Source organism: Terriglobales bacterium (assembly GCA_035624455.1).
GTDB lineage: Bacteria > Acidobacteriota > Terriglobia > Terriglobales > Acidobacteriaceae > DASPRM01.
Genome location: DASPRM010000151.1, coordinates 1 through 23866, shown reverse-complemented (window position 1 = coordinate 23866; position 23866 = coordinate 1). Strand labels below are relative to the sequence as shown.

General features: G+C 59.0%; 23 protein-coding genes. 11 read left to right on the top strand and 12 right to left on the bottom strand.

The annotated features are described in order from the left end of the window. Positions 1–91: 91 nt before the first annotated feature. The 3 genes from VEG30_16880 (at position 92) to VEG30_16870 (ending at position 3071) form a co-directional block, all read left to right on the top strand. The gene (locus VEG30_16880) at positions 92–796 is read left to right on the top strand and encodes a CADD family putative folate metabolism protein (GenBank protein HXZ81605.1); all 705 of its coding nucleotides are present in this window, start codon (positions 92–94) and stop codon (positions 794–796) included. A 151-nt stretch (positions 797–947) separates the two neighbouring features. After that, positions 948–1352, top strand: a complete 405-nt coding sequence (locus tag VEG30_16875; GenBank protein HXZ81604.1) for a hotdog domain-containing protein — start codon at positions 948–950, stop codon at positions 1350–1352. A gap of 102 nt (positions 1353–1454) precedes the next feature. Then, positions 1455–3071 carry a M20/M25/M40 family metallo-hydrolase gene (locus VEG30_16870; protein HXZ81603.1) on the top strand — a complete coding sequence of 539 codons (1617 nt, stop codon included), beginning with the start codon at positions 1455–1457 and terminating at the stop codon, positions 3069–3071. Positions 3072–3268: 197 nt separating this feature from the next. On the opposite strand, the gene VEG30_16865 is transcribed toward VEG30_16870, so the two are convergent. Further along, positions 3269–3679: a hypothetical protein gene (locus VEG30_16865; GenBank protein ID HXZ81602.1), complete on the bottom strand. Its 411-nt coding sequence runs from the start codon at positions 3677–3679 to the stop codon at positions 3269–3271. 315 nt (positions 3680–3994) lie between these two features. On the opposite strand from VEG30_16865, the gene VEG30_16860 reads away from it, so the two are divergent. Then, a complete protein-coding gene (locus VEG30_16860) occupies positions 3995–4717 on the top strand; it encodes a hypothetical protein (GenBank protein ID HXZ81601.1) in 723 nt (240 codons plus the stop codon). 137 nt (positions 4718–4854) lie between these two features. Here the strand turns inward: VEG30_16860 and VEG30_16855 are convergent, their stop codons facing one another. The 4 genes from VEG30_16855 to VEG30_16840 all read right to left on the bottom strand — a co-directional run bounded on the left by VEG30_16855 (position 4855) and on the right by VEG30_16840 (position 9514). After that, the gene (locus VEG30_16855) at positions 4855–5475 is read right to left on the bottom strand and encodes a DUF3455 domain-containing protein (GenBank protein HXZ81600.1); all 621 of its coding nucleotides are present in this window, start codon (positions 5473–5475) and stop codon (positions 4855–4857) included. A 276-nt stretch (positions 5476–5751) separates the two neighbouring features. Further along, complete coding sequence (locus VEG30_16850) at positions 5752–7167, bottom strand: PP2C family protein-serine/threonine phosphatase (GenBank protein ID HXZ81599.1); 1416 nt, start codon at positions 7165–7167, stop codon at positions 5752–5754. Between the two features lie 368 nt (positions 7168–7535). Then, positions 7536–8969 (bottom strand): pyridoxal-dependent decarboxylase, encoded by a 1434-nt coding sequence (locus tag VEG30_16845; GenBank protein HXZ81598.1) that lies wholly within the window; start codon positions 8967–8969, stop codon positions 7536–7538. A gap of 302 nt (positions 8970–9271) precedes the next feature. Continuing rightward, positions 9272–9514, bottom strand: a complete 243-nt coding sequence (locus tag VEG30_16840; GenBank protein HXZ81597.1) for a DUF3175 domain-containing protein — start codon at positions 9512–9514, stop codon at positions 9272–9274. Positions 9515–9752: 238 nt separating this feature from the next. Between VEG30_16840 and VEG30_16835 the strand changes: the two genes are divergently transcribed. From VEG30_16835 to rsmG, 3 genes are all read left to right on the top strand, one after another. Further along, complete coding sequence (locus VEG30_16835) at positions 9753–10214, top strand: metallophosphoesterase family protein (GenBank protein HXZ81596.1); 462 nt, start codon at positions 9753–9755, stop codon at positions 10212–10214. 91 nt (positions 10215–10305) lie between these two features. Further along, a complete protein-coding gene (locus VEG30_16830) occupies positions 10306–10827 on the top strand; it encodes a hypothetical protein (GenBank protein HXZ81595.1) in 522 nt (173 codons plus the stop codon). Positions 10828–10919: 92 nt separating this feature from the next. Beyond that, complete coding sequence (gene rsmG, locus VEG30_16825) at positions 10920–11588, top strand: 16S rRNA (guanine(527)-N(7))-methyltransferase RsmG (GenBank protein ID HXZ81594.1); 669 nt, start codon at positions 10920–10922, stop codon at positions 11586–11588. Positions 11589–11885: 297 nt separating this feature from the next. Here the strand turns inward: rsmG and VEG30_16820 are convergent, their stop codons facing one another. Beyond that, the gene (locus VEG30_16820; GenBank protein ID HXZ81593.1) at positions 11886–13058 is read right to left on the bottom strand and encodes a DUF5009 domain-containing protein; all 1173 of its coding nucleotides are present in this window, start codon (positions 13056–13058) and stop codon (positions 11886–11888) included. Between the two features lie 319 nt (positions 13059–13377). Between VEG30_16820 and VEG30_16815 the strand changes: the two genes are divergently transcribed. Continuing rightward, positions 13378–14217 carry a ParA family protein gene (locus VEG30_16815; protein HXZ81592.1) on the top strand — a complete coding sequence of 280 codons (840 nt, stop codon included), beginning with the start codon at positions 13378–13380 and terminating at the stop codon, positions 14215–14217. A 150-nt stretch (positions 14218–14367) separates the two neighbouring features. After that, positions 14368–15276 (top strand): ParB/RepB/Spo0J family partition protein, encoded by a 909-nt coding sequence (locus VEG30_16810; protein ID HXZ81591.1) that lies wholly within the window; start codon positions 14368–14370, stop codon positions 15274–15276. 116 nt (positions 15277–15392) lie between these two features. Here the strand turns inward: VEG30_16810 and obgE are convergent, their stop codons facing one another. The 4 genes from obgE to VEG30_16790 form a co-directional block, all read right to left on the bottom strand. Continuing rightward, complete coding sequence (gene obgE, locus VEG30_16805; GenBank protein HXZ81590.1) at positions 15393–16487, bottom strand: GTPase ObgE; 1095 nt, start codon at positions 16485–16487, stop codon at positions 15393–15395. Positions 16488–16818: 331 nt separating this feature from the next. Then, positions 16819–17115 carry an HU family DNA-binding protein gene (locus tag VEG30_16800; protein ID HXZ81589.1) on the bottom strand — a complete coding sequence of 99 codons (297 nt, stop codon included), beginning with the start codon at positions 17113–17115 and terminating at the stop codon, positions 16819–16821. Between the two features lie 294 nt (positions 17116–17409). Next, a complete protein-coding gene (serA, locus tag VEG30_16795; GenBank protein ID HXZ81588.1) occupies positions 17410–19032 on the bottom strand; it encodes a phosphoglycerate dehydrogenase in 1623 nt (540 codons plus the stop codon). Positions 19033–19186: 154 nt separating this feature from the next. Next, positions 19187–20380 (bottom strand): aminotransferase class V-fold PLP-dependent enzyme, encoded by a 1194-nt coding sequence (locus VEG30_16790; GenBank protein HXZ81587.1) that lies wholly within the window; start codon positions 20378–20380, stop codon positions 19187–19189. Positions 20381–20538: 158 nt separating this feature from the next. Between VEG30_16790 and VEG30_16785 the strand changes: the two genes are divergently transcribed. Next, positions 20539–20991 carry a GatB/YqeY domain-containing protein gene (locus tag VEG30_16785; protein HXZ81586.1) on the top strand — a complete coding sequence of 151 codons (453 nt, stop codon included), beginning with the start codon at positions 20539–20541 and terminating at the stop codon, positions 20989–20991. A gap of 68 nt (positions 20992–21059) precedes the next feature. Beyond that, the gene (gatB, locus tag VEG30_16780; protein HXZ81585.1) at positions 21060–22535 is read left to right on the top strand and encodes an Asp-tRNA(Asn)/Glu-tRNA(Gln) amidotransferase subunit GatB; all 1476 of its coding nucleotides are present in this window, start codon (positions 21060–21062) and stop codon (positions 22533–22535) included. 73 nt (positions 22536–22608) lie between these two features. Here gatB and VEG30_16775 read toward each other — a convergent pair whose 3' ends face one another. Beyond that, complete coding sequence (locus tag VEG30_16775; protein ID HXZ81584.1) at positions 22609–23283, bottom strand: DUF2461 domain-containing protein; 675 nt, start codon at positions 23281–23283, stop codon at positions 22609–22611. A gap of 51 nt (positions 23284–23334) precedes the next feature. Next, positions 23335–23866 (bottom strand): MBL fold metallo-hydrolase (locus VEG30_16770; protein ID HXZ81583.1); only part of this gene is annotated, 532 nt, incomplete at its 5' end.

Below are 23866 nucleotides of genomic sequence, written 5' to 3'. Positions count from 1 at the left end.
GGAAGGGGCTTCCCGTATAGTGTCGCGGGTGTTGGATTAGCGGGTAAATGCTGGTCGGGTAATCTTGAAATCAAATTTCGGTGAGGTGACGGTGGAACTCCAGGAATTTTGGCAAGAGCTGGAAAAGCGGATTGCAAAATACGACCTGCTTTGCCATCCGTTTTATCGTGCATGGGCGGCGGGTGAGTTGAGCGCCCAGGATCTGCGAGAGTATGCCGGTCATTACTATCATCATGTGGCGGCGTTCCCCACTTACCTGGCGCAGTTGTATTCGCGTCTGGAGGATGGGAAGTTGCGCCGTGCCGTCTTGCGCAATCTTTGTGACGAAGAAGGCCTGGATGGCGATGCCAAGTCGCCATCGCACGCCGAACTATGGCTGGATTTTGCCGTAGGCATGGGAGCGGATCGTGATGCAACGCGCCGCGCGCAGCCTGTGAAAGAAGTCCGAGGCCTGGTTGCGCACTTCCGTCGGTTGGCGTCGGAAGCCAGCCCGGCGGAAGCACTGGCCGCGTTTTACGCCTACGAATCGCAGGTGCCGCGGGTAGCCAGGGAAAAGGCGGCTGGACTCCGAGACCGTTATGGCGCCGACGCTCGCACCTGCAGGTACTTCACACTCCACACCGGAGCTGACGTTTATCACTCCAGGGTATGGAAGGAGGCGCTCTCCGGGCTCATTGAGCACGAGCCGGAGCAGGCGGTACAGGCGCTTTCCGCTGCCGAAAGCACTGCGCAAGCGCTATGGGCCGCCTTGGACGGGATCGAATGCGAGCGCCAGCGACGCGCGATTGCTGCATAGAGGCGTCACGGCATATCCAGCGGAGCGTTTTGTCCGCGAGGGATCTGAAGTTCCTCCACGCGAGCTCGACCTCGACTGATTGCTGGGACTTGCTGCAGAGCTGGTTTTCAATTTACCCGGTTACCATTTGCCCGATTGCCAGATTTCCGCTATGTCCAGACCTGTTCCCGTTGGAGCGCGCGCCGAGGTTAGCAAGACGATAGGGCCAGAGGACACGCTCACCCATCGTCATCCCAGGCTGCCTCCGGTACTCTCGACTCCCAACATGATCGAAATGATGGAGCTCGCCTGCTTTCAGGCTCTCCAGCCGTATGCCGAAGCCGACGAGATCACTGTCGGCACCTCAATTCGTGTCGATCATGTGGCCGCAACTAAGTTGGGAACTGAAGTCAAAGCCGAAGCGGTTATGGAATCGTTCGACGGTCGCTTCTACCAGATGCGGGTACGCGCGTGGCAGCAGAATGGCGATGGCAAGGTGATCGAGATCGGACGGGGAACAGTGGGCCGGGCCTTCGTGAGCATGGCAAGGTTCATGCGGCGACTGGAAGAAAACTAATCAGCTTTCAGCCAACACAAGAACTGCGGATTCCTGGCGATTACCATGTTTTGGGTCAAATGACAGGTGGTTCCAATTCATTTTTGCGGAGAGACATGTCGAATGCCGGATGAGAATCTGAAATCTCCTGAAAAGCAAGCTATCGATCAAGCCCAGCCAGCGCGGGCGGGAGAGTCCCCCCTCGACCTCGAACCAGCCAGCCGTCGGGCTTTCCTGCAGGGAGCAGTCGCAACCACGGCGGCAACGGCGATGGCGATATCCATGCCCCAATGGGCGCAAGCGGCGGCCAGTGCTCCTGACATGGACGCCATCCGCAAAGAAATCGAGAAGCGCCACGAGGAGTCGCTGCGCCGTCTGCAGACCTGGATCCACCAGCCCTCAATTGCGGCTGAGAATCGTGGAGTCAACGAAGGATGCGAGCTGACCATGCAGATGCTGCGCGACGCCGGCTTCGGCCAGGTCAGCAAGGTTCCGACCGATGGCCAGCCGGGAATCTTCGCCATTCTTGACGCCGGCGCTCCCCGCACGCTTGGTGTTTATTTTATGTACGACGTAAAGCAGGTGGATCCGGCGGAATGGTCCTCGCCACCCTGGGATGCGGCGCTGGTTGATAAACCAGGCTTGGGCAAGGTAGTGGTGGGTCGCGGAGCGGTCAATCAAAAGGGGCCCGAGGCCTCGTTTCTGGCGGCCCTGCATGCCATCCGCGGCGCCGGCGACAAGCTGCCGGTAAATCTGGTGCTGGTCGCCGAAGGGGAAGAAGAGATCGGCTCGCCGCATTTTCCGCAGATCGTGCGCCGTCCGGAGGTGCTGGCTGCGCTTAAGAACTGCAGCGGCATCTTCATGCCGTCGGCTTCGCAGGGACTCGATGGGCAGGTGCTGATGACGCTGGGCGCGAAGGGCGTAGTCGAACTGGAATTGGTCTCAAGCGGCGAACGCTGGGGCCGCGGCCCGCGGCGCGACATCCACTCCAGCAACAAAGCTCGCGTCGATAGTCCAGCCTGGCACCTGGTGGAGGCGCTGGTGACGCTGGTCTCGCCTGATGGCAACACTCCCGTGGTCGAGGGATTCGCGGCCAAGGCTCGTCCCATTTCCCCAGAAGAGAAAGCGATGGTCGCGAAAGCTGCGCAACGGCTGGATGAAGCTGCTGCCAAGAAGTCGCTGGGCGTGCAGCACTGGATTAACGATGTGAGCTGGGAGCAAGCTCTGGAGATGCTCGTGTCGCGTCCGACGATCAATATCGAAGGGCTGGTGGGCGGCTATACCGGACCGGGCGGTAAGACAATTCTTCCCGGCAGAGCAGTGGCGAAGATTGACATGCGCCTGGTGCCCGACATGACGGCCGCGGAAGCACTGGCGGCACTGAAAGCACATCTCGCCAAGCGTGGTTTCGGCGATATCGAGGTCAATATGAGCGGTGGCTACGATCCCACCAGCACTCCCGCGGATTCGGCGCTCATCCGCACTGAAACTGCCGTGTACCGCCACGGCGGGATCGAACCGGTGATGCTGCCGCGCAACGCCGGCTCCTGGCCGGGGTATGTCTTCACTGGGGATCCGCTGCGCCTGCCTGCCGGGCACTTCGGCCTGGGACACGGCAGTGGCGCGCACGCGCCCGATGAGTATTACGTGATCGAGTCTGCGAATCCGAAAATTCAGGGTATGGACGGCGCCGTGGCTTCGTACGTGGACTTCCTGTACGCAATTGGAAACGCGGGATGAAGTAGAGACTGGAGGGTGTCCCAGCCCAGGTCTGAAAAAAGTGGCTGGCCCGGGATCGCGTCCTTTCTTTCGACGCTAAGCTGGGACCTCCTGAAGTGGCCGAAGTCGAGATCGCGGCTAGGTGGGCGGCCACTCAAGCCTTCTTTTGGCTTGAGTGGTGGGGCAGTCTTCGGGCGCTAATAGCACGATCCCTCTTTCTAAAGCCCTCCTGAGGCTTGCTTTGGCGCGGCCTTCGCAGGCTTGCCGGCAGTGCCTTTCAGTTCGACCACGATCACATCGAACCCGGTGTCACCGGTGTTCTCGGGGAGGTGCGTGGTCGCGGCGTTGTATTGCGCGTCGCCGGCCTTGGTGGTGAAGGGCTGCTTTTTCCCATCAGGCAAGGTGAACTGCCCCTTACCGTCGGTGAGGAATACTGCAACCGTGGCCGGATGGCTGTGCATGACCGACTTCTCGTGCGCACCATAGTGCGCTTTCAGAATCCGCACCTGATCGTTTTCGCTCACCACGGTGTAATGCTTGGGATCAACCTTCACTGCATCCTGGGCCGTAGCCACTGAGCCGAGACCGAGACACACTGCTACTGCATAAAGCGCCAGTCGCACTCGCATGTTGCTCTCCTTAGTTGTTGGGAACTGAGGGGCGCAAAACTACTCCTCGAGAGACAAAGTGTCAATCAAGCGAATGTAGGCTGCCCAACAAATACGTCGCGAAAGCACCCGACCTCCACTTACTGGGCATGGCACGGCGTGCCTTTTTCGGTCTCTGCGCGCCGTTTTTGATTGACCGGTCATTTATCCATCGGTTAATTTGTGGCCACTCCAGGCCAGAGTACTCTCCGCCTCTTTGCGTTCCAGGATGCTGTACGCTTGCACCCCGCTGTCGCGGTCCGCACTTCGGCCAATTCCAATCCAGGAGACGCGATCGTGAAGAGGGGTGTGATCCTTTCGATTTTGCTGACCACGTTTCTTGCCACGGCTCAAGGCCAAGTCAGCCGCAGGAAAACCTATTCCAACATTGACGACAACAGTGCGGGTTGGGGCTCATGCACGACGTGTGCGGGCGGCGCGAACGAGGCCGACGTCTACTGGATGGCCCAGTTCCAAACCACCCCCTCACGGGATGGAAGCGGCACTCAGCTCTACATTTCTGCCAGCAAGCCGTTCTCGGATGTCCTCTTCTGGGAGAAGCTAGGCGCTCAGGATTGGGCGACCCACTTTACGTGGGACTTCTGGGTCTACCTGGATGAGGCCTCTCTAGGCGCTCAGGCATTGGAGTACGACATCTTCCAGTTTGTTGGCGGGACCGAGTACATGTTCGGGAGCCAGTGCGTATACACCACCGGTCGATGGAATGTGTGGAACGCGGGCGCAGCCAGGTGGGTGACAATTCCGGTCAGTTGCCGGCCATTCAAGCCCAAGGTCTGGCACCACATCCTCTGGGAGGTACATCGAACCTCTGACAGGCGGATGCACTACGATTCACTGACGCTGGACGGAATCCAGCATACAGTGAACATAGCCGAGCCCTCCGGTCCCCTACCCGCGGGCTGGAGCGAGGATATGGGCGTGCAGTGGCAACTGGATACGGCCGGATCGCCCCTTACCTTCAACGAATGGATCGACAACGTTAAGCTCACAATTCAGTAAGTGGAGTGGGGAACCTGGGTGCTGCCTTGCCTCCCAGCCTTCGCTAGACGAGGGCGGAAGGACGGGCCACCCTTGCATTGCGTTCTGCACCTTCGGATGGTGTTTCGCATGCTGCTGGCGTGGGGACGTTGCCTCGACTACTTAGCTGGCGCGTAGAAGTAGTAGTCTGCCGTATAGCTACTTTTCACTTCGGTATTTTTCCTGGAGACATCGCATTCGGTCGCCGCCGGTGGCTGACCACCCTTGGTGTTAATCCTCTGGATGGTAGTGACAGGGGTGAACACACCGTTTCCGGAATGGCCGACAGCGCTAACCAACAGCCAGGGAATTGAGTCGGAATTGGGTGAATCAACGCGGGCGATGGCTTTCCCTGTGACCTCGCTGTCATCGGCATGCTTCCAGGCGGGCCCGGCGTAATGATGTCCAATAACTTTTCCCTGGTCATCACGAAGTTCTGCCTCCGGCGCTTTCAGGGTCCAGGCAAACTTGTTGTCCGCTTGTTGCTTGCACACGTAAATCTGCGACCCCGACCCCTGCGCCTTCAAAATGAGATTCTCGCCGGCCGGCGCCTTGAGTTTGTCCGGCACATCAGGGCTGGAGCTGGAACTTCCTTGTCCGCTTGCCTGGACGATGATTGCGAACATGGCTGCTATTGGCAAAAGTGCTCTAGTCATGCAGCGGATGGTAGCATCGCGCCCGGAGGCGAAGCAAAACAACACCACCAGTCGGGTCGGGCTGATAAGCAGGAATGTCGACATTTTTCACTAGTTATTCGACATGACCTCCGGGATCAGGTGATGTGATGATTCCTCCTCAGCAACCTCCCGTTCGTCGTAGTGGGGGTACTGCGTCTCTCGCGCCCTGATGTGTTCCGCTATATAAGCTGCATCGTCTCCAACCCCGAACAAAATTCCCGCTCCAGCTGGGCCATGGGATGATTATCCACTGAAACGCCTGGCATGAATGGGCAGGGAGGCCTTGAGGCTAGTCAAAAACGATCGGCGGTAGGGCTAGTTTTAGCGGCTATGGGTCATCTAGAGCACGTCGATAACGACCAGGGTGATGTCATCCTGCTGGTTGACGGAAGCGGATTGCCAGCTACGGATTTCCGTGACCAGATGTTCTGACAGTTCGGCAGCGGAACCTGACTGGTTCTCGCGGATGACCTGCTCGAGTCGCTGATCGCCGAAGGCTTCGCCTGCCTCGTTCTCAGGCTCGGTAACTCCATCGGTGTAGAGCAGGATACGGTCGCCCGCAGCGAGCTGAAGGCTCCGTTGAGGAAATTCGACTTCGGGCACGACGCCCAACAGCAGGCCATTACTTTCGATGCGCAGGAGGTCGTGATCGACGGCGCGCCAGAGTAGGAGGGGCGGATGGCCGGCAGCGGAGTAAGTGGCGGTTTTCGACTCGCTGTCGATCCATAGATAAGCGACGGAGACAAATTGCCCCCGAAGATCGGAGAACAGGACCGTGCTAAGACGGCGTAGCACCTCGGCGGGTTGCTGGGCGCAACCGTCAATCGAGTGCATCGCGGTTTTAATCATCGAGGCGATCAGGGCGGCGGGCACACCATGACCACTGACGTCGGCCACCAGGAAGCCAGTGTGGTGATCATCCATAGGAAGGAACTGGTAAAAGTCGCCTGCGACCGAGGTCATGGGCAAATAGGAAGCAGCCACGCGGAGCTTGCTCGCTTGCGGCACCCCGGACGGCAGAATCGAGAGCTGCAACTGGCGCGCGATGGCCAGTTCGTTGTCGATGGAGAGCAGGCGGCGCTCGTTGGAGACGATCATGTCCATGGCGGTATAACCAAAGGACAACAGAAAGGCCGCGAATCCCAATGAGCCGAGAATGTCCGGACAAGAGTATTGAAACGCGGTTGAGAGGTTTCCGTATACGGATTGGGCCGCAAATACCAGCGTGCCGACCGTCAGAACCCTGTGATGGGGAAGAACCAGGTAGCGTCGCCAGAGCGGTGGCACCAGCACCACAACACACAGCACCGTACTGCCGACCACGGCCAGCAGGCTGTTTATCGGCATGAACGCATCTGCGGAGCCGGAGGTAAGGAAGGCTCCGATCCCCAGAACCGCGATTAGGATGTCGGCTGCGAGGAGAAATTTGACAAGAACGCGAAGTGCACCGACGCTGACTTGGAGGAACGCGAGTGCGGCGGCCACCAGGACCAGGTACGACAGGGAGACATGCAAAAACGCACGCAACCAAGGCGGAAGAAGATCTCCGACCGCCGGGATTACCAGCAGTTCGTTGATGCCGAATATGCCCGTCCAAACCGCCAGCCAAACCAGGAACTTCACACCGCTGGCTCGTCGAATGCTCGCGATGGCAAAGGCCACCAGTGCCGCCAGCACGAAGAAGGTCCCGGCGATAATCCGTGGGAGTTGATCGCGGAGCAATTCTGCTACCTGGGTTTGCGCAGTTCCCGCCATGGCACTGACTGAAACGTTAACAGCACACTCAGCGGTTGGCGGTGATGTGCGACACCGAATGCGCGAGAGAGGGTGGCTTGTTCCGGGACGGCTCGCGTGCGAGGCGCTCTCGGCCGGGCAAGAATAGCTCGGCGGTGCCAATATGATTGCCACCCACCCTTCGCTACGCTCAGGAAAGGGGGCACCACAGGAAGGGTTGGGGGAAGGTTGGCCCGCCCGTCCCCATCCAACCGGTTCGCGGAAAAAGGCTCTTGCGAGGAGTGACTTGAGGGTCCCCACTCTGGCCAGAGGTGGGAGGTCGAGCGCGGCCTGGACGCGTCTTCGCCTGCAAAATGCTCAGCACTGGACTGCCAGGTCTCCGTTGCAACTTACAACTTGCCGTTTACCGCTTCCTGTACTGTCCTCCAGCACTCCTCCACATCGTCCCAGGCTGTTGCAAGGTTTCCGATGGCAATACGCAGCACCATGCGCCCATCGAGCGAAGTATGCGAAATGAAAAACCGCCTCGCGGCATTCACTCGCTCGAGAATCTTCCGGTTTTCGTCATCGCTGCCTCGATAACGGAAGCAGACGACCGAGAATGGCACCGGCGCCACTACTTCAAAGCGGGGGTCGGCGTGCACCAACTCTTCTAGCCGCTTGGCGGAGCGGATGTGATCACGCATGATCTGCTGAATCCGTTCGCGTCCGAAGTAGCGCAGCAGAAACCAGAACTTCAGCGCCCGGAACCGGCGCCCCAGAGGGATGCCATAGTCCATCAGGTTCACTGCCCGAGGATCGTCCTTCGAAGTCAAGTACGCCGGCACCAGAGAGAAGGCCCGCCGCAAAATCTCCGGCCGGCGCGTATAGAACGTGCTCAGATCCATGGGAGCGAACAACCACTTGTGCGGATTGACCACCAGCGAGTGAGCGCGTTCGAGACCTGCGAAAATCCAGCGATACTCCGGCAGGATCGCCGCCACCCCGGCGTAAGCTGCATCCACGTGTAGCCAAAGCCCGTGCTGCTCGGCGATCTCGGCAATGGGAGCAACTGGGTCCACGCTCGTGCTCGAGGTCGTGCCGACGGTCGCTACTACGCAGAAAGGCCGCAGGCCGGCGCGGCGGTCCTCCGCGATCGCGGCCCCCAGTTCCTCCGGTCGCATGCGGAATTCGGCGTCCGTGGGAATCTTGCGCACATGGCTCTGTCCTATCCCGAGCGCGATGGCATCCTTTTCGATCGAGGAATGGGACTGCTCCGAGGTGTACAGCACCAGGTCGGGTCGGCTGCCTTGCACTCGCGCTTCAGGATCGACCATTTCCCTGGCCGCCGCGATGGCGTGCAGGCTGCTCGTCGAAGCCGTATCGTGGATCATCCCAAACCAGTTGGCAGGCACGCCCATCCAATCGCCGAACCAGCGCAACGTGACTTGTTCGAGCTCGGCTAGAGCCGGAGAGGTTTTCCAGTAGAGGCCATTGGTGTTCAGTGCCGCAGTTAGCATGTCGCCGACAATAGCGGGCGCCGATCCGCTGTTGGGAAAAAACGCCAGGAACCGGGGATGGTTCCAGTGAGTAACCGCAGGCAGGATCTTTTCCTCGAAATCGCGCAGAATGTCGTCGTAGCTCTCACCCTGCTCGGGCGCGGACTTAGGCAAGGCATCCACCAGCTCACCGGGTTTCACCGCCGGCAGGACTGGGTACTCGCGCGCATTTTTCAGGTAGTCGGTGATCCAGTCCACTGCCTGGTGCCCGGCAAGTCTGAAGTCTTCCAGATAGGTGTTCCAGTCAAAAGCCGCTTCGGTAGGCGGAGAGGTTGGCGCCGCCATGGGTGTGCTCCCATCTAAGAGATGATTGTGAATTATAGAGATTGCGGCATGGCTGGAGAGGACTCAGGAGTTCTAGATCGGGTAATCGGGCCGATGGTAATGGACCTTGTTCCGGCTGGTTGTTAATCGCCAGCCACGTACCGCGGCCCGGTCATCCGCGTGAGGGACGAGCCATACGAGTCCCGAGTCGAAGGACCTTGCGTTTGCGGGACGAAGAAGCAGATTCTACGATTACGGCTGATCGCTGACTGCGGACTGCTCACTGCTTTTATCCGATCACCCGATCTCCGATCACCCGATCTTCAAATGCCTCCTTTCTTTCTCTCCACCTCCACCCACTTGTGAAGCAGCGCCTTCGCCTTCTCCAGTTCAGCGCGGCGGCTGGCGCTCAGGCCTTTGCCGGCGCGGTTGATGAAGTACGTCAACATGCGCATTCCCGAACCTGGTCCCTTGGGCGAAACCTTCTTTGAGGCTAGTGTGCGTGCGATGGTGCTGGCGTCTTTAGTGAACAGCCCCTCGGGAGGATAGGTTGAGACGGTCTTCACGCCTGCTATCCACCGCTTGCCTTTCGTCGTCGTCCTGGCCCTCCTGCTTGTCTTGGTCCGTGCCATGTCGCCTTCTCCCCAGCCGAACCGCGCATTCCTTTATTCTGAACAGCCGATTTCCAATTTGAGATGCAGCGCCTCGTGAAGCATTTGCAATCTGAATGCTGAGTGCCGATTTCTGATTGCTAACTGCTAACTGCTCCGCAAACCACCCGATTACAATTTACCCGATTTCCCCGTGCCCACTCTCGGCGTGATCTCCGACACACACGGTCTGCTGCGTTCTGAGGCTCTCGATGCTCTCTGCGGATGTGAGCACATCATCCATGCCGGCGATATCGGCGGCCCCGAGATCCTTCCCGCGCTTGAGGCAGTCGCTCCAGTCACAGCCATTCGCGGCAACATCGATACTCAGCACTGGGCCGAGACCCTGCCGGAAACCACTGTCGCAGAGTTTTCCGGGCTTCTCATTTACGTGCTTCACAATCTTCAGGCCCTGGATCTCAATCCCAAAGCTGCCGGATTCGCCGCCGTGATCAGCGGCCATTCCCATGTCCCGAAACATGAGGTACGCGACGGCATTCTCTACCTCAACCCCGGCGCCGCCGGTCCGCGACGCTTCCGGTTACCGGTATCTGTGGCGCGGGTTCGAGTTGAGAACGGTAAATTAGAGCCCGAAATCGTATTGCTCGAGCGCTGAGCAGGGAGCAGGATGCAACTTCCCTGGCTACTCATGCCCATTGCTGCTACATTGCTTCCGCAAATTCCTCAAATTAGAAAGAGAGAAGAAGATGTACAGATTGCTCGTTGTGCTGGCTCTGGTTGTGGGAGTTCAGCTCGCGGCTGCCGCACAGGCACCCGCAAAATCCGCCGGCAAAACTGCCTCAACGTCCGCCGCCCAGAGCCCCTCCGGAGAGAAGGCTGCCGTCATGGCCCCTATCCACCAATTCGTAGACGGTTTCAACAAGGGCGACGTTCATTCAGCGCTGGGAGCGTGCGCCGAAGAGACCTACATCATCGACGAATTCGCGCCTTACCAGTGGAAGGGCGCCGGGGCCTGTGCCAAGTGGGCTAGCGACTTCGACGCCGACGCCAACAAGAACGGCATCACGGAGGGAGTAGTCACGCTCGGCGCTCCGAAACACCTGGACATCGTGGGCGATCGCGCCTATGTGGTCGTACCGGCGAGCTATAGCTACAAGCAGAATGGCAAGGCCATGAAGGAAACCGGCTCGACCCTGACGATCACGTTGCAAAAGAGCGCGAATGGCTGGCACATGACCGCATGGACGTGGACGAAGGGTAGCAGTTAGGGATAACTCCTGAGGGTGGTTTTTGCTGAGGCTGCATTCAACCGCTGCTGTAGAGTTCACCCGACTACAATTTTCCCGATTACCATTTCTTCATGGATCTGGTCCGCATCGCCGAGCTGCTTTGTCCTTTTCTCGGCGAGGACCAGCTGACTGACCGTCAGCTCGAGCAGATCTCCACCTATATCGATCTGCTTCTGCGCTGGAATGCCAGGATCAATCTCACGTCGGTGCGCGATCCGGAGGAGATCGTCACCCGGCATTTCGGCGAATCCTTGTTTCTTGCGCGCCATGTGACTGTTTCCGGCCGGGAGCTGCGCTGCATCGATGTGGGTTCGGGGGCCGGCTTCCCGGGGTTGCCAATCAAGATTTACCGTCCCCAGGTACAGTTGACGCTGGTCGAATCACAATATCGTAAGGCGATATTTTTACGCGAGGTCATCCGCGCCCTCGACCTGAGGGGCGCCGAAGTCTTTGCCGGCCGAGCCGAAGAGATGGCGGCAGATTCAGGCCGCTCAGCGGATCTGGTCACTATGCGGGCGGTGGAGCGCTTCGACGAAGTCCTTCCGGTCGCCGTGCGCCTGCTGGGTCACCAAGATCAGCCGGGAGTCCTGGCCTTGCTGGTAGGAGCGTCAGGGGTCAATCTTGTCAGCTGGTCGTTACCCCAGCTACGTTGGCGAGAGCCGATCGCGGTCCCGCAGTCTAAGAACAGCGTCCTACTGCTGGGCTCACCGACCATTAAACGCGAGGAAGCACCAAACTAGTAAACAGGTGCTAACTGGCAGCCTTCGAAGGGAAAAGTGGTCCAAATACCACATTTCCGCAGTCCCCAGCCTTGGCGAAGTGGGAGAATTCCGGCTCTCAGTTACCAGATTGGCACCTGTCGCCGCAATAATGAGTCACGGGTCAGAAGGGCTTTTCCACAAAGAATGCAGGTCTGGAACCTAAATAGTAAGGTGGACCAAAACACTTACCACGATCATGAGAACCCTCGCCTGCTAGTCAGAATGTCACCAAAAAATACCCTAGAGTGGAGCATAACTCTAGAATTCAACCTAAAATCACACTCTGATGAAAATCTTCTGCCGATACAAAATCCAGCCCAGAATCAAGAAAGTCAATACATACGTAAGCCCGTACAAAGCTGAGGCAGCATCTGGCGAGGCGATGGGCCTGTAGAACTGGTCAAAGATGTAGACCTTCAGCGGAATCATCCTGCCCTGAAAGCGCACCCTGACAATGTAGCTAAATTCTGCCACTAGCATTGACAGCGCATAAAGCGCCAGGGGGTTCATGCCCATGAACTGAAACGGCCTGCTCCAGCCTCTCCAGCGCTTGATATCCACCAGCCAGTAGCAAATACCCAGCATCACCATGGCGAATCCAGCGGTGAAAATCACATAAGAACTGGTCCACAGGTTCTTGTTGATGGGAAACGACAGGTCCCAGATCTTGCCGAGGACCAATCCCAGCACCCCGGCGATGATCAACCAGCGAAGTTTTATCATTGCGCTGTACGACGCGCGCAATAGGTCGCCTACAAAGACCCCCACAAGGCAGGTGGCCACGGCTGGGATATTGCTTAGCAGACCCTCGGGATCGAAGCGATGCTCGATCCATAGGTGTTCGTAGAGTAGTTTGCGATCGATAAAGCCGACCAGATTGCCGTTCATGGTGAGATTTCCCGCGCCAAATCCCGGCACCGGAATCAGCATAAGCGCGGCCCAATAACCGAAGAGGCAGGCGAGGATTGTTATCAGCCGTCCCGCGCGGCCCAGGTAGAGCACAACCATGCTGGAAACCAGATACACGATCGCGATCCGCTGCAAGACTCCATAGATCCGCAAGTGGTGGCCGGGGACAAAAAAGACCGGCACCGCATTCAGCGCCAGCCCGATGGCGAAGATGAGCAAGCTGCGCTTGACTGAGTGTGCCAGCAGGGAGGACTGCGTTGCTCCCTTCGCCTGGCGCGCGGCGAAGGAGAGGCTCATGGAAACGCCCACAATAAAGAGGAAAAAGGGAAAGACCAGATCAGTGGGTGTCCAGCCGTGCCAGGGGGCGTGCTCCAGAGGCCAGTAAACGTGCTCCCAGTCCCCAGCATTGTTGACCAGGATCATGCCCGCGATCGTCAACCCGCGAAAGACATCGAGCGAAACCAGGCGGGTAGAGACCGATTCGGCAGGACCCTGCGACAATTCCTGGCTTAGCTTTTCCGACGCGGTAGTAGTCGCCATCCGATGCTCCTCCCCAGCCGCGGATTGTACCCTACAAAACGGCCCGCCCGTGTTCCACGTGGAACAGCGAAAGCAATGAGCAAGCAGTAGCCCTCCTGCAGCACGTCGGGCAAAGCATATTGCAAGCTCTCAAAATTGCACTCCGTGAGTTGGATAATCCAGAGAATAGCGAGATCTGTCGACCGCTGTTTCCAACTTTCCCACTTGCAGTTTCCCCAGCCTCTTTTTGCACAACTTACACAAGAGTGCACAGAATTCATCATTGCTCCTCAACTCAACCTCGGTTACTCTCACGTAGCTCTCCGCGACTCGGAAGTACATGGGACGTATCATCGCCGTAGCTAACCAGAAGGGCGGCGTCGGCAAGACTACCACCGCCATCAATCTCGCAGCTTCCTTCGCCGCAGGAGAGGTTCCCACCCTGCTCGTAGACTGCGACCCACAATCCAACAGCTCCAGCGGAGTTGGCTTCGGGAGAGATCCCGAGCGGCTCAACATCTATCAGCTCCTCATGGGAGACGCACCCGCCGGGCAGATCATCCAGCCCACCGAGCTCGAGCATCTTTGGCTGATTCCTTCCAGCAAGGACCTGATCGGCGCTAACGTCGAACTGGTCGCGCAGGAGAATCGAGAATTTCGTTTGCGCGACGCGGTCGCTCCGCTGCGCGGCCGCTTCCCCTTCATCGTGCTGGACTGCCCGCCGGCGCTGGACCTGCTGACCCTGAATGCGCTGGTCGCCGCCGATTCCGTGCTGATCCCGATGCAGGCGGAATACTTCGCCCTGGAGGGAGTGAGCCAGTTGCTGGACACCGTGGAGCGCATCCGGCTGAGCTTCAATCCCGGCATCCGGATCGAAGGCGTGGTTCTGACCATGTTCGACGATCGCACCAACCTGGCGCAGCAGGTGGCCGAGGAACTACGCAGCTTTTTCGGCGACCAGGTGTTTACTACTTCGGTTCCCCGCAATATCCGGTTGGCGGAGGCGCCCAGCCACGGCAAGCCGGCGCTAGTCTATGACGTGCGGTCCAAAGGGGCGGAGGCCTACATCCGGCTGGCCAAGGAGATCATGGGGCGCGTGATGGCGGAGCAGCAGGCGGCGGAGGCGGTCGCGTCTGCGGCGCAGGAACCCACGCCGGCGCCTCAGGAAGTTGCATCGTAAGGCGAATATATCTTAGTGCGATATAAGTCTGATGGGGCAGGATTGTGTCGCCCAAATGGTTCGCGAGTCATCCGGGGCGAAGCGAGGGATCTCTGCATCTTCGTGGCAATGCGGTTATGAGGTGGTTTAGGGAGGTAGAGATTGGCGACCGTGATCAACCAAGACAGGAAGCGCGTGCTGGGCCGGGGCCTGAGTTCGCTGATTCCCGCAGCACGCGGAGACGCTGCTGCTGCAACCGCGGTCGCCGCCCTGGCGCCTGGGCCGGGAGAAAGCATCCACGAGATCGCAGTCGACAATATCGCCGAGAACCCTTTTCAACCGCGCACCCACATCCCGCCGGAGTCTCTGGCGGAATTGACGGAATCCATCCGCGTCTCCGGCGTGCTGCAGCCGGTGATCCTGCGCGCGCTCCCTGGGGGAAAATATCAGTTGGTGGCGGGACAGCGCCGCGTGCTGGCTTCGAAGGGCGCGGGCCGGACAACCGTGCCTGCGGTGGTGCGGCAGATGTCCGAGCAGGAAGCGATGGAGATCACCATCGTCGAGAACCTGCAGCGCGAGGACCTGAACCCCATCCAGCAGGCGCGCGCGTTTGAAACCCTCAGCCGCCAATTCGCTATGACCCAGGAGCAGATCGCGCAACGCACCGGGAAAGATCGCGCCTCAGTGGCGAATTACCTGCGCCTGCTGCGGCTTTCTTCGACGGCTCAGGAGGCGCTCAGCACAGGTCGGCTCACGGTTGGCCACGCCAAGGTCATCCTCGGATTGCCTACAGGCGAGGAGCAGGATCGCGTAATCAGCAAAGTTCTGGCGGAAGACCTGTCGGTGCGTACCACGGAAGAAGTCGTCGTCCAGATGCTCAATCCTCCGCCGCCCAAGGAGAAAGACGCGGCCAACAGCGAACGGCACGTCGATCCTAATGTCCGCGAGGCGGAACGGGAACTCGAACGCGCCCTCGGTTGCCGGGTGCAGATCCACGATCACAACGGCCGGGGGAAGATCCTGATCGAATACAAGTCGCTGGAAGACTTTGACCGCGTCGTGGACGCGTTAGGCAAGTAGGAACTGTGATCGAGTGAAGTGTGAAGGGCACGGCTGATGTGTGCTCGTACCTTCCCGAAGAGGGCAAAACGCAAGGTCTTTCGACTCGGACGGGGCTTGTTATTCCCCTTCCTCGCTCAAGATGACACTCTTGGATTCGAGCGGCCAAGGAGTGCCGCCTCCGTTTCGGCTTTACCAGCTTCTACAGCCGCACTCTCGCGCAGTTCCTTTACGCGCCCTGCCATCGCCCACTTCAGTTCTTCGACGCCTTCGCCCGTCACCGCCGAGATCGGATACAGCTCGTACGGATGCTTCTTGCTTTTGCAGAAGCGTTTCAGCTTGGCCACCTTCTCCTTGTTGGCGATGTCGACCTTCGACGCCACCGCCATCATGGGCTTGTGTTCCAGGCCGGCGCCAAAGCTCTCCAGTTCATTCATGATGACTTCGAAGTCTTTGATGGGATCGGGACGCCCGCTGGAATCGGAAACATCCACAAGATGCACCAGCAGCCGAGTGCGCTCGATGTGCCGCAGAAACTGCGTGCCCAAACCTGCGCCCTCGTGTGCCCCTTCGATCAGCCCCGGGATGTCGGCCACGACAAAGCTGATCATCTCCGGCTCTTCGCCTACCGCCACCACGCCGAGATTCGGCTCGAGGGTAGTGAACGGATAATCCGCGATTTTGGGACGCGCGGCCGAAATGCGAGAGATTAGTGTCGATTTACCAACGTTGGGATAGCCGACCAGGCCCACATCAGCGAGCAACTTGAGCTCCAGCCTCAGGACGCGTTCTTCGCCCGGCCGTCCGGGCTCGCACTCGCGCGGCGCCTGATGCGTGGAGGTCGCAAACTGCGCGTTGCCGCGTCCGCCGCGTCCGCCACGCGCCACTACGATGCGCTCGTCCGGATGGGCAAAGTCGTGAACCAGTTCGCCGTTCGCATCGTCGTAAACGATCGTACCGACGGGCACTTTGAGAACGATGCTCTCGCCTTCGCGTCCGGTGCGCTTCGAGCCCTCACCGTGGCGTCCGCGCTCAGCCTTGTATTCTGGATTGAAGCGGAAGTGAACCAGGGTGTTGTGGCGCTCGCTCGATTCCATCAAGATGTCGCCGCCGCGCCCGCCGTCGCCACCCGAGGGACCCCCGCGGGGCACAAATTTCTCGCGGCGAAAGGCAACGCAACCGTTGCCACCGCCGCCCGCCTGGATGCGGATCTTGGCCTCATCGATGAACACACAACCATGTTACAGGAGAGCAGGGAATCATCGGGTAATCGGGCAAGTGGTAGGGCAAACTGTAACAGCATTGACGAGAAGCTCCGTCTTAGACAAAAAAGGAGAAAAACGGGTGCGCGGAACTGCTGCCGCGACACCCGCTGGGTGGGTGATACGGAATGGGGAGAGCTTATCTGGGGCCGAACGGCATCACCCAGAATTCTTATTGTTGTTACGAAATCCGGAACAGCGCTGGCATCTTGGGCAGGAGAAACACCAAGGGCCGGCATTCCGCCGGCCCTACGTATCTTTGTCGCAGTCGCACTCAGTCAGAGTGAGAAGCTCTCGGAACTTACTTCTTGCTGGGGGCGATGGCTTCCTTTGCGGTCTTGGCGACACGGAACTTCACGACGGTCTTCGCAGGAATCTTGATCGGCTCGCCAGTCTGCGGGTTCCGGCCCATGCGTGCCTTGCGGTTGGACTTCACCAAACGGCCGAGGCCAGGAATGATAAACACCCCGCCCTTCTTGGTCTCCTTTACGGCAGTCTCCGCCAGCGACTCCAGCAACGCTGCCGCTTGTTTGTTGTGAACGCCCACCTTCTCCGCCAGGTGGCGCACCAGTTGTGTCTTGGTCATGCCAGCTGCCATGAATCCTCCTTCAGGATTGAGTTTTCGAGTGCAGGTTGATAACCAGCAGGGGACAAGATACACGTTTTGTCCGCAATCCATGCGGGTTTTCAAGGGCTGCAATGAAAAAACCTGTGGAAAACCCGCGATTTTAGCGGTTTTGGGAAGGATAGCAGCTTGAAAGCCGCGCAGAATCTAGCGAAACCGAAGCTCAAGCAAGCATGGGTCTGAGGTCCAAGGGTGGGTGGCCGCTGTTCAGCTGCCAAATGACAGTTCGGTGATCCGGGATTTCGGGTCGAACCGTGCTATCCCCGCTCAACCGAGCTGTATTGCCCGGGCTTTGGTGATGGCTGGAATTTTTCGCAGCTCAGCCAGAACCTTTTCCGGAGCGGGCGTGTCGACTTGTATCACCGAAACCGCTTCCACATCTCCGGACGGGCCGGATGGGCCGGGCTCCTCCACTCTGCCCAACGAAAAGCTGGCGATATTGATCTGATGTTCCCCAAGAATGGTTCCGATGCGTCCGATCACCCCAGGCACGTCGCGGTTTCGCAGGAAAATCAGATCATGGGCCAGGGGCGCCTCGATATCGAGGCCGTCGACGCTCAATATCCGCGGCGAACGGCCGTGCAGGACCGTTCCGGCAACGGTGTGCTGGCCCACTCCTGTCCGCAATGTGACCTCGATGACATCGCCGGCCCCGCCGCCCGCGGTCGTCTTCTCTTTAGCCGATTCCCGCACCCTCACGCCACGCGATCCCGCGATAGCCTCGGCGTTCACCAGGTTTGCTTCCTCGGCGAGCATGGAATTCAGTACTCCCATGGTGACGGCATTCCGCAGCAACTGAGTCTGCCAGTTTGCCACCCGCCCGGTGTAGCGCAGAGCGATCTCCCGAACTCCGCCTTCTTCGCCGGTGGCCTGCGCCAGAAACGCTCCCAGCCGTTGCCCCAGTGTGATGAAAGGCTGCATCTGCACGTATTCTTCGTAAGAAACCGAAGGCACATTCACTGCGTTCTGAATCACTCCCCGGCTCAGGTATTCGCGCACCTGCTTGGCGATCTGAACTCCCACCGCCTCCTGGGCTTCGTGGGTAGAGCCGGCGATGTGCGGCGTTGCCACCACATTCTCCAGAGGAAAGAGGGGAGTGTTTTTGGGGGGCTCTTCCAGAAAGACATCGATGGCGGCACCGGCCACGTGCCCGCTCTTGATCGCCTCTGCCAGCGCCGCTTCGTCCACCAGTTCACCGCGCGCACAGTTAATGATGCGCACTCCCTTCTTCATCCTGGCAATCGAAGTTGCATTGATGAAGCCCGCCGTCTGTGGAGTAAGCGCCATGTGGAGGGTCAGGTAGTCGGATTGGGCGAAGACCTCGTCCAGGTTCTTGAGCTCCACTTTGTTCTCACGCGCTATCTCCGGCGAGATGTACGGATCGTGTGCGATGGCGGTCATCTCGAACGCGCGGGCGCGGCGGGCTACTTCCATGCCAATTCGCCCCAGTCCAATGATGCCGAGAGTCTTGCCGCGAAGCTCCCGCCCCTCCAGCGACTTCTTCTCCCATTTCCCGGACTTGGTGAGTTCACTGGCGCGGCAAAGATGGCGCGCGAGGGAGAGCATCAGTCCAAGAGTGTGCTCGGCGACCGCGACAGCGTTGGCGCCCGGTGTGTTCATGACCGCGATCCCTTTGCGCGTGGCCGCTTCTAGCTCAATATTGTCCACACCGATGCCAGCGCGCCCGATTACGCGCAGCTTGGGGGCGTGCTCGAGCAGATCAGCCGTGACTTTAACCGCCGAGCGCACGATAAGCGCATCGGCATCCGCGAGCGCCGAAGGCAGCTGGCCTGCGGGAATTTGATCAGCAGTAACGATGGTCCAGCCCGGTTCCTGCCGAAGCACATCAATGGCAGCGGGAGAAATCTTCTCAGCGACAACAATCTTCATGAACGAGATTAGAAATGGTAAGCAGGTAAATTGTAATTGGTAATCTGAAAGGCAGCACCGAGCAATTAGCAGTGAGCATGCACAGGCTATCTCCTAGGGGTAAGCAATCAGGGGGCCGCCCACAGCGGCGTGGTAATGAAATCGCTACCCTGCATCAGGCGGACACAGATGTCAGAGTAGGCGCCGCCGATCTCGCATAGACTTGCTGCGCGGCCCGCACTCCAGCGCCGAATTCCACCTGCGCCCCTCGCAAGGAAGCCAGAATCTGTTCCAAGGCAGCGATTACCGCGATCGTGTCCATGTAGTCGTAATAACCGAGATGCGCAATGCGGAACAATTTTCCTTTCATTTCTCCCTGTCCGTTTGCGATCACTGCGCCAAATTGTTCTCGGAACGCCTTCACGATGGCGCTTGAGTCCATGCCGCCGGGCGGAACCAGCGCTGTCACCGCAGCCGATGGCGAGGAAACCGCGAACTGGCCGAGACCGAGCGCCGCAGCCGCTGCGCGAGTCATCTCGGCAGCCACTTCGGCGTTGTTGATGAGAGCCACCCGGCCTGCAGCCAAGTCTCCATCGCCGCAGTCGCGGATATAGTCCAGGGCCGCACCCAGTGCCGCGACCAGCGCGGTCGCAGGTGTGTAAGCTGATTCGCCCTTTGCTGCTGCCTTGCGCTCTTTGCGAAGATCAAAGTAGAAGCGTGGCTGTTTGGCGCTCACCATGCGCTCCCACGTCCGCGAACTCACGGCGCAATAGGCGAGGCCTGGCGGGATCATGACAGCCTTCTGCGAGCCGCCGATGATGATGTCGATTCCCCAGCCGTCCACGTCGAAGTGGGTCGTGCCCAGTCCAGTGATGGCGTCTACTACAAGCAGAGTGTCACTCCTGCCCTTTAGCAGCCGGGCGACACCTGCGACATCATGGCGCACCCCGGTGGAGGTCTCACTAGCCTGCATATAGACGACGCGCGTTTCGGGTGCGAGCTTCGCGGCAATCGCGTCCAGAGGAACGGTTTCGCCGTAGGCTGCGGTCGCCAGATCAACCTGGCAGCCATACGCCTGGGCGAGATCGCGCCAGCGTTCGCCAAACTTTCCCGCTGTGATGACCAGCACGCGGTCACCGGGTGAGGTCAAATTCGACACCGCGGCCTCCATCGCTCCGCTGCCGGAGGCGGCGAGAAGAATTACATCGTTCCTGGTTCCAATGAAGGTCTGTAAATCCGAGAGCACGCGACTGTAAAGCGCGCGAAAGTCCGCGGTGCGGTGATGTACGTTCGCCGCTGCCATGGCCATCTGCGCGGCAGGCAACAGCTGGGTGGGACCGGGAGTAAACAGACGGTTCTTGCGAAGCATATTTCTGCTCACCACCAAATCGGATTGCACTCGCACTTTCCCCACGAGAGCAATAAAAGACTATCACTTGTGTGTGACGCGAACACTCCCGTCCGCGGCCGTTCGTCCACCATCACTATAATGGTCCGGCACCTGACTGCCCAGCTTTCGGAGCACTCATGACCATCACTGAGCAAATCCAAAAAGATATGACCGAGGCGATGAAGAGCCGCAGTGAACTTCGCCTCTCCACTCTGCGCATGATGAAGACGGCGATCAAGAATCGCGAGATCGAAAAGCGTGGCCCGCTCGACGACAAGGAGACCATCCAGGTGCTGAGCACGCTGATCAAGCAGCGCAAGGATTCCATCGAGCAGTTCGTCAAAGGCGGACGCCAGGAACTGGCCGACAAAGAGCAGGCGGAAATCGCGATTATCGAGGGCTATCTGCCGAAAGCAGTAGGCGAGTCAGACATTGTTTCCATGGTCCGCGCCACCATTGCCGAAATGGGTCCGGTCACGATCAAAGACATGGGCACGGTCATGAAGAACGTTATGACGAAGTTCGCGGGCGCGCGCGTAGACGGCAAGCTGGTCAGCGAGACAGTCAAAAAGGAACTCACACCGAAATGACGGCGTGATTCAGGCTCTCGCACCGCCAACTTGAAACTTACCTCCAGAGACCGCAAACTTACCTGAATATGGCCACGACTCAGCAACTCTCGGCGGCGGTACGTGCGAAGTACGAGCCGGTGATCGGGCTGGAGGTCCACGTCCAGCTCCTGACCGAGAGCAAGATCTTCTGCCAGTGCTCGGCGAAATTTGGCGCCCCTCCGAACACCAACGTCTGCCCGGTCTGCCTGGGTCTTCCCGGAGCCCTGCCAGTCTTGAACCGCAAGGCGGTGGAATACGCAGTTCTGGCGGCCAAGGCGCTCCAGTGCAGGGTAAACGAGAACTCGATTTACGCCCGCAAGAACTATTTCTATCCTGACCTGCCCAAGGGCTACCAGATCTCGCAGTATGACCGGCCGCTTGCCGAATTTGGCCACATTGATCTCAGGCTCGGCGGCTCGGCGAAGAAGATCGACATCACCCGCCTTCACCTTGAGGAGGACGCCGGCAAGAGCCTGCACGAGGGCTTCCCCGATTCCGCGGAGAACACCTACCTCGATCTGAACCGCTGCGGCACGCCGCTGATCGAGATTGTCAGCGAACCCGATATGCGCTCGCCGGACGAAGCTTACGAATACCTGACCAGACTCAAAGAAATCATCCTGTTTACCGGCGTAAGCGACTGCAACATGGAAGAAGGATCACTGCGCTGCGATGCCAACGTCAGCGTGCGGCCAGCGGGCCAGAAAGAGTTCGGCACCAAGGCAGAAGTGAAGAACGTGAACTCCTTTCGCTTCATCCGTGAGGCCCTGGAGTACGAAATCGAGCGCCAGATCGAGCTGATTGAATCCGGCGGCAAGGTCGAGCAGGAAACGCGCCTCTACAACCCCCAACAGGGCAAGACCTATGCCATGCGCACCAAAGAGCGCGCTCACGACTACCGCTACTTTCCCGAACCCGACCTGCTTCCGCTGGTCGTGGACGCCGCCTGGCAAGCTGAAATCGAACGTCAGATGCCCGAATTGCCCGACGCCCGCCGCTCTCGCATGGTCGCCGAATACGGGATCACGGAATACGACGCGGGCGTGCTCACCGTCAGCCGAAGCCTCGCCGATCAATTTGAAGAAGCCGCCCGTGCTGCCAAAAACCCCAAGCGCGTGGCGAATCTCGTGCAGAGTGAGCTCATGGGGCGCCTGAAAGGCGCGGGTCTGGAGATCGATCGCTCACCGATCTCCATGAAAGGAGTGGCAGCTTCCGCTGACCTGGTCGAATCGGGCGCTATTTCCGGCAAGATGCTCAAGGAGCTGTACGACCTTGCTTTCGCCCGCGGAAAAGATTTTCCGGCAGTTTACGAAGAGGAGGGCCGGCCGCAGCAGTCAACCGACACGGGCGCACTCGACAAGATCATCGACCAGGTACTGGCCGCTAATCCCAAGCAGCTCGAACAGTACCGCGCCGGCAAGACCACGGTGAAAGGCTTCTTCGTTGGCCAGGTTATGAAGGCGTCTAAGGGCCAGGCCAATCCCGCACTGGTGAACGAGTTGCTCGACAAGAAGCTGGCATAGGCTCCCCCAGCTGCCCCAGGTTCGCGCCGTGCAGTTCGGCGCTAACGTGGGCGAGTCGTGGACCGGATTCCTCCTAGTACTTCAGCCCAGCCGCCTGCGAGAGAAATCCTACGAGCGGGCTGATGCGCTTGCAGCTTTTCACGAAATCGCCCATGAATCGTGAACTGCAAACCGTGGTGTCCGGAAATTTAGACCATGCAATAAAGCTTCTGCGCTTCAGGTCTTCAATATGGGGATGATCGCAAGGATAGCCACGTGGCGGACGGCTCAGGCTGTCACCTTCCTCGCTTAGTCCGCGGCGAGCCAGTTTCCACGCCTCCGGCTTTTGGACAATCGCATCCCGGATTTTCGCCAGGGCCTGCGGATCCGGACGCCAGGATCCGCCCGCCACAAAACAGCCTTCCGGTTCGAGGTGCAGGTAAAATCCGGGCGCGTGAATCTCTTTCCTGCCTGATGCATGCGAAAAATGCATGCCGACATGACTCTTGTAAGGGCGCTTGTCGGGAGAGAAACGGATATCACGATACACGCGCATCAGCGACCCGCCGCTGGGCCGCGCATCGGCCACCAGCCAGGGACTGATCTTGTGCAGGGGCTCTGCCAGGTCAATAATGAACTGCAGGCAGGGATCCCGCACCAATGACTCGTATCGCGACTTATTGCGCAAAAACCAATCGCGCCGATTGTTCCGCTTCAGCTGCCGCAAGAAATCGAAAAGTTCAGTCGTGAAGTATTGTTTCCCAGCCATGGCCTTTCTGACTGCCGATTGAGGATTGCTGACTACTAATGACTACTTTTCTCAGTTGTGCTTGATCAGCTCTCCCGTCTTCTTCCCCGTCAGGTCGTTGTAGAGCATCTCGATAAACTTATCGGTACTGACGAAATCTCCAGAATACTTCTCGTATCCTGCCAGCACTCTTTCCTGCTTGAGTTGCTCCAGGGACTTGCCCTGATCGATTCCCTTTTGCACTCGAGCTGTCGTCTCCTTGAGCATGTCCAGATATGGCTTCATATCAGCAACAGTCGAAAGCGGTCCATGTCCCGGAATGATCTTGGTATCCGGCGATACCGTAGCGCTCACCTTCTCCACGGCTGCAATCATGCCCTTCACACTGCCGCCGCTGTCCAGATCAATAAACGGAAAGCCGTAGGTGACAAAATCGTCGCCCATGTGCACCACGTTCGACTTGGTGAAAAAAATCACGCTGTCGCCATCGGTGTGGCCATTGGGGAAGTAGATGGCGCGGATCTCCTCGCCATTGAGGAAGACCGTGGCACGATCATTGAAGGTGATGATGGGCAGGGCGTCCTTAGCCGCCGGCTCGACCTTC

Bases quoted from the DNA above. Each gene is read 5' to 3' on its own strand.
- VEG30_16875 (HXZ81604.1), top strand. From the start codon at position 948: ATGTCCAGACCTGTTCCCGTTGGAGCGCGCGCCGAGGTTAGCAAGACG.
- VEG30_16820 (HXZ81593.1), bottom strand. From the start codon at position 13,058: ATGGCGACTACTACCGCGTCGGAAAAGCTAAGCCAGGAATTGTCGCAG.
- gatB (HXZ81585.1), top strand. From the start codon at position 21,060: ATGGCCACGACTCAGCAACTCTCGGCGGCGGTACGTGCGAAGTACGAG.
- VEG30_16865 (HXZ81602.1), bottom strand. From the start codon at position 3,679: ATGCGAGTGCGACTGGCGCTTTATGCAGTAGCAGTGTGTCTCGGTCTC.
- VEG30_16790 (HXZ81587.1), bottom strand. From the start codon at position 20,380: ATGCTTCGCAAGAACCGTCTGTTTACTCCCGGTCCCACCCAGCTGTTG.
- serA (HXZ81588.1), bottom strand. From the start codon at position 19,032: ATGAAGATTGTTGTCGCTGAGAAGATTTCTCCCGCTGCCATTGATGTG.
- VEG30_16775 (HXZ81584.1), bottom strand. From the start codon at position 23,283: ATGGCTGGGAAACAATACTTCACGACTGAACTTTTCGATTTCTTGCGG.
- VEG30_16845 (HXZ81598.1), bottom strand. From the start codon at position 8,969: ATGGCGGCGCCAACCTCTCCGCCTACCGAAGCGGCTTTTGACTGGAAC.
- rsmG (HXZ81594.1), top strand. From the start codon at position 10,920: ATGGATCTGGTCCGCATCGCCGAGCTGCTTTGTCCTTTTCTCGGCGAG.
- VEG30_16800 (HXZ81589.1), bottom strand. From the start codon at position 17,115: ATGGCAGCTGGCATGACCAAGACACAACTGGTGCGCCACCTGGCGGAG.
- VEG30_16830 (HXZ81595.1), top strand. From the start codon at position 10,306: ATGTACAGATTGCTCGTTGTGCTGGCTCTGGTTGTGGGAGTTCAGCTC.
- VEG30_16815 (HXZ81592.1), top strand. From the start codon at position 13,378: ATGGGACGTATCATCGCCGTAGCTAACCAGAAGGGCGGCGTCGGCAAG.
- VEG30_16850 (HXZ81599.1), bottom strand. From the start codon at position 7,167: ATGGCGGGAACTGCGCAAACCCAGGTAGCAGAATTGCTCCGCGATCAA.
- VEG30_16785 (HXZ81586.1), top strand. From the start codon at position 20,539: ATGACCATCACTGAGCAAATCCAAAAAGATATGACCGAGGCGATGAAG.
- VEG30_16870 (HXZ81603.1), top strand. From the start codon at position 1,455: ATGCCGGATGAGAATCTGAAATCTCCTGAAAAGCAAGCTATCGATCAA.
- VEG30_16855 (HXZ81600.1), bottom strand. From the start codon at position 5,475: ATGTCGACATTCCTGCTTATCAGCCCGACCCGACTGGTGGTGTTGTTT.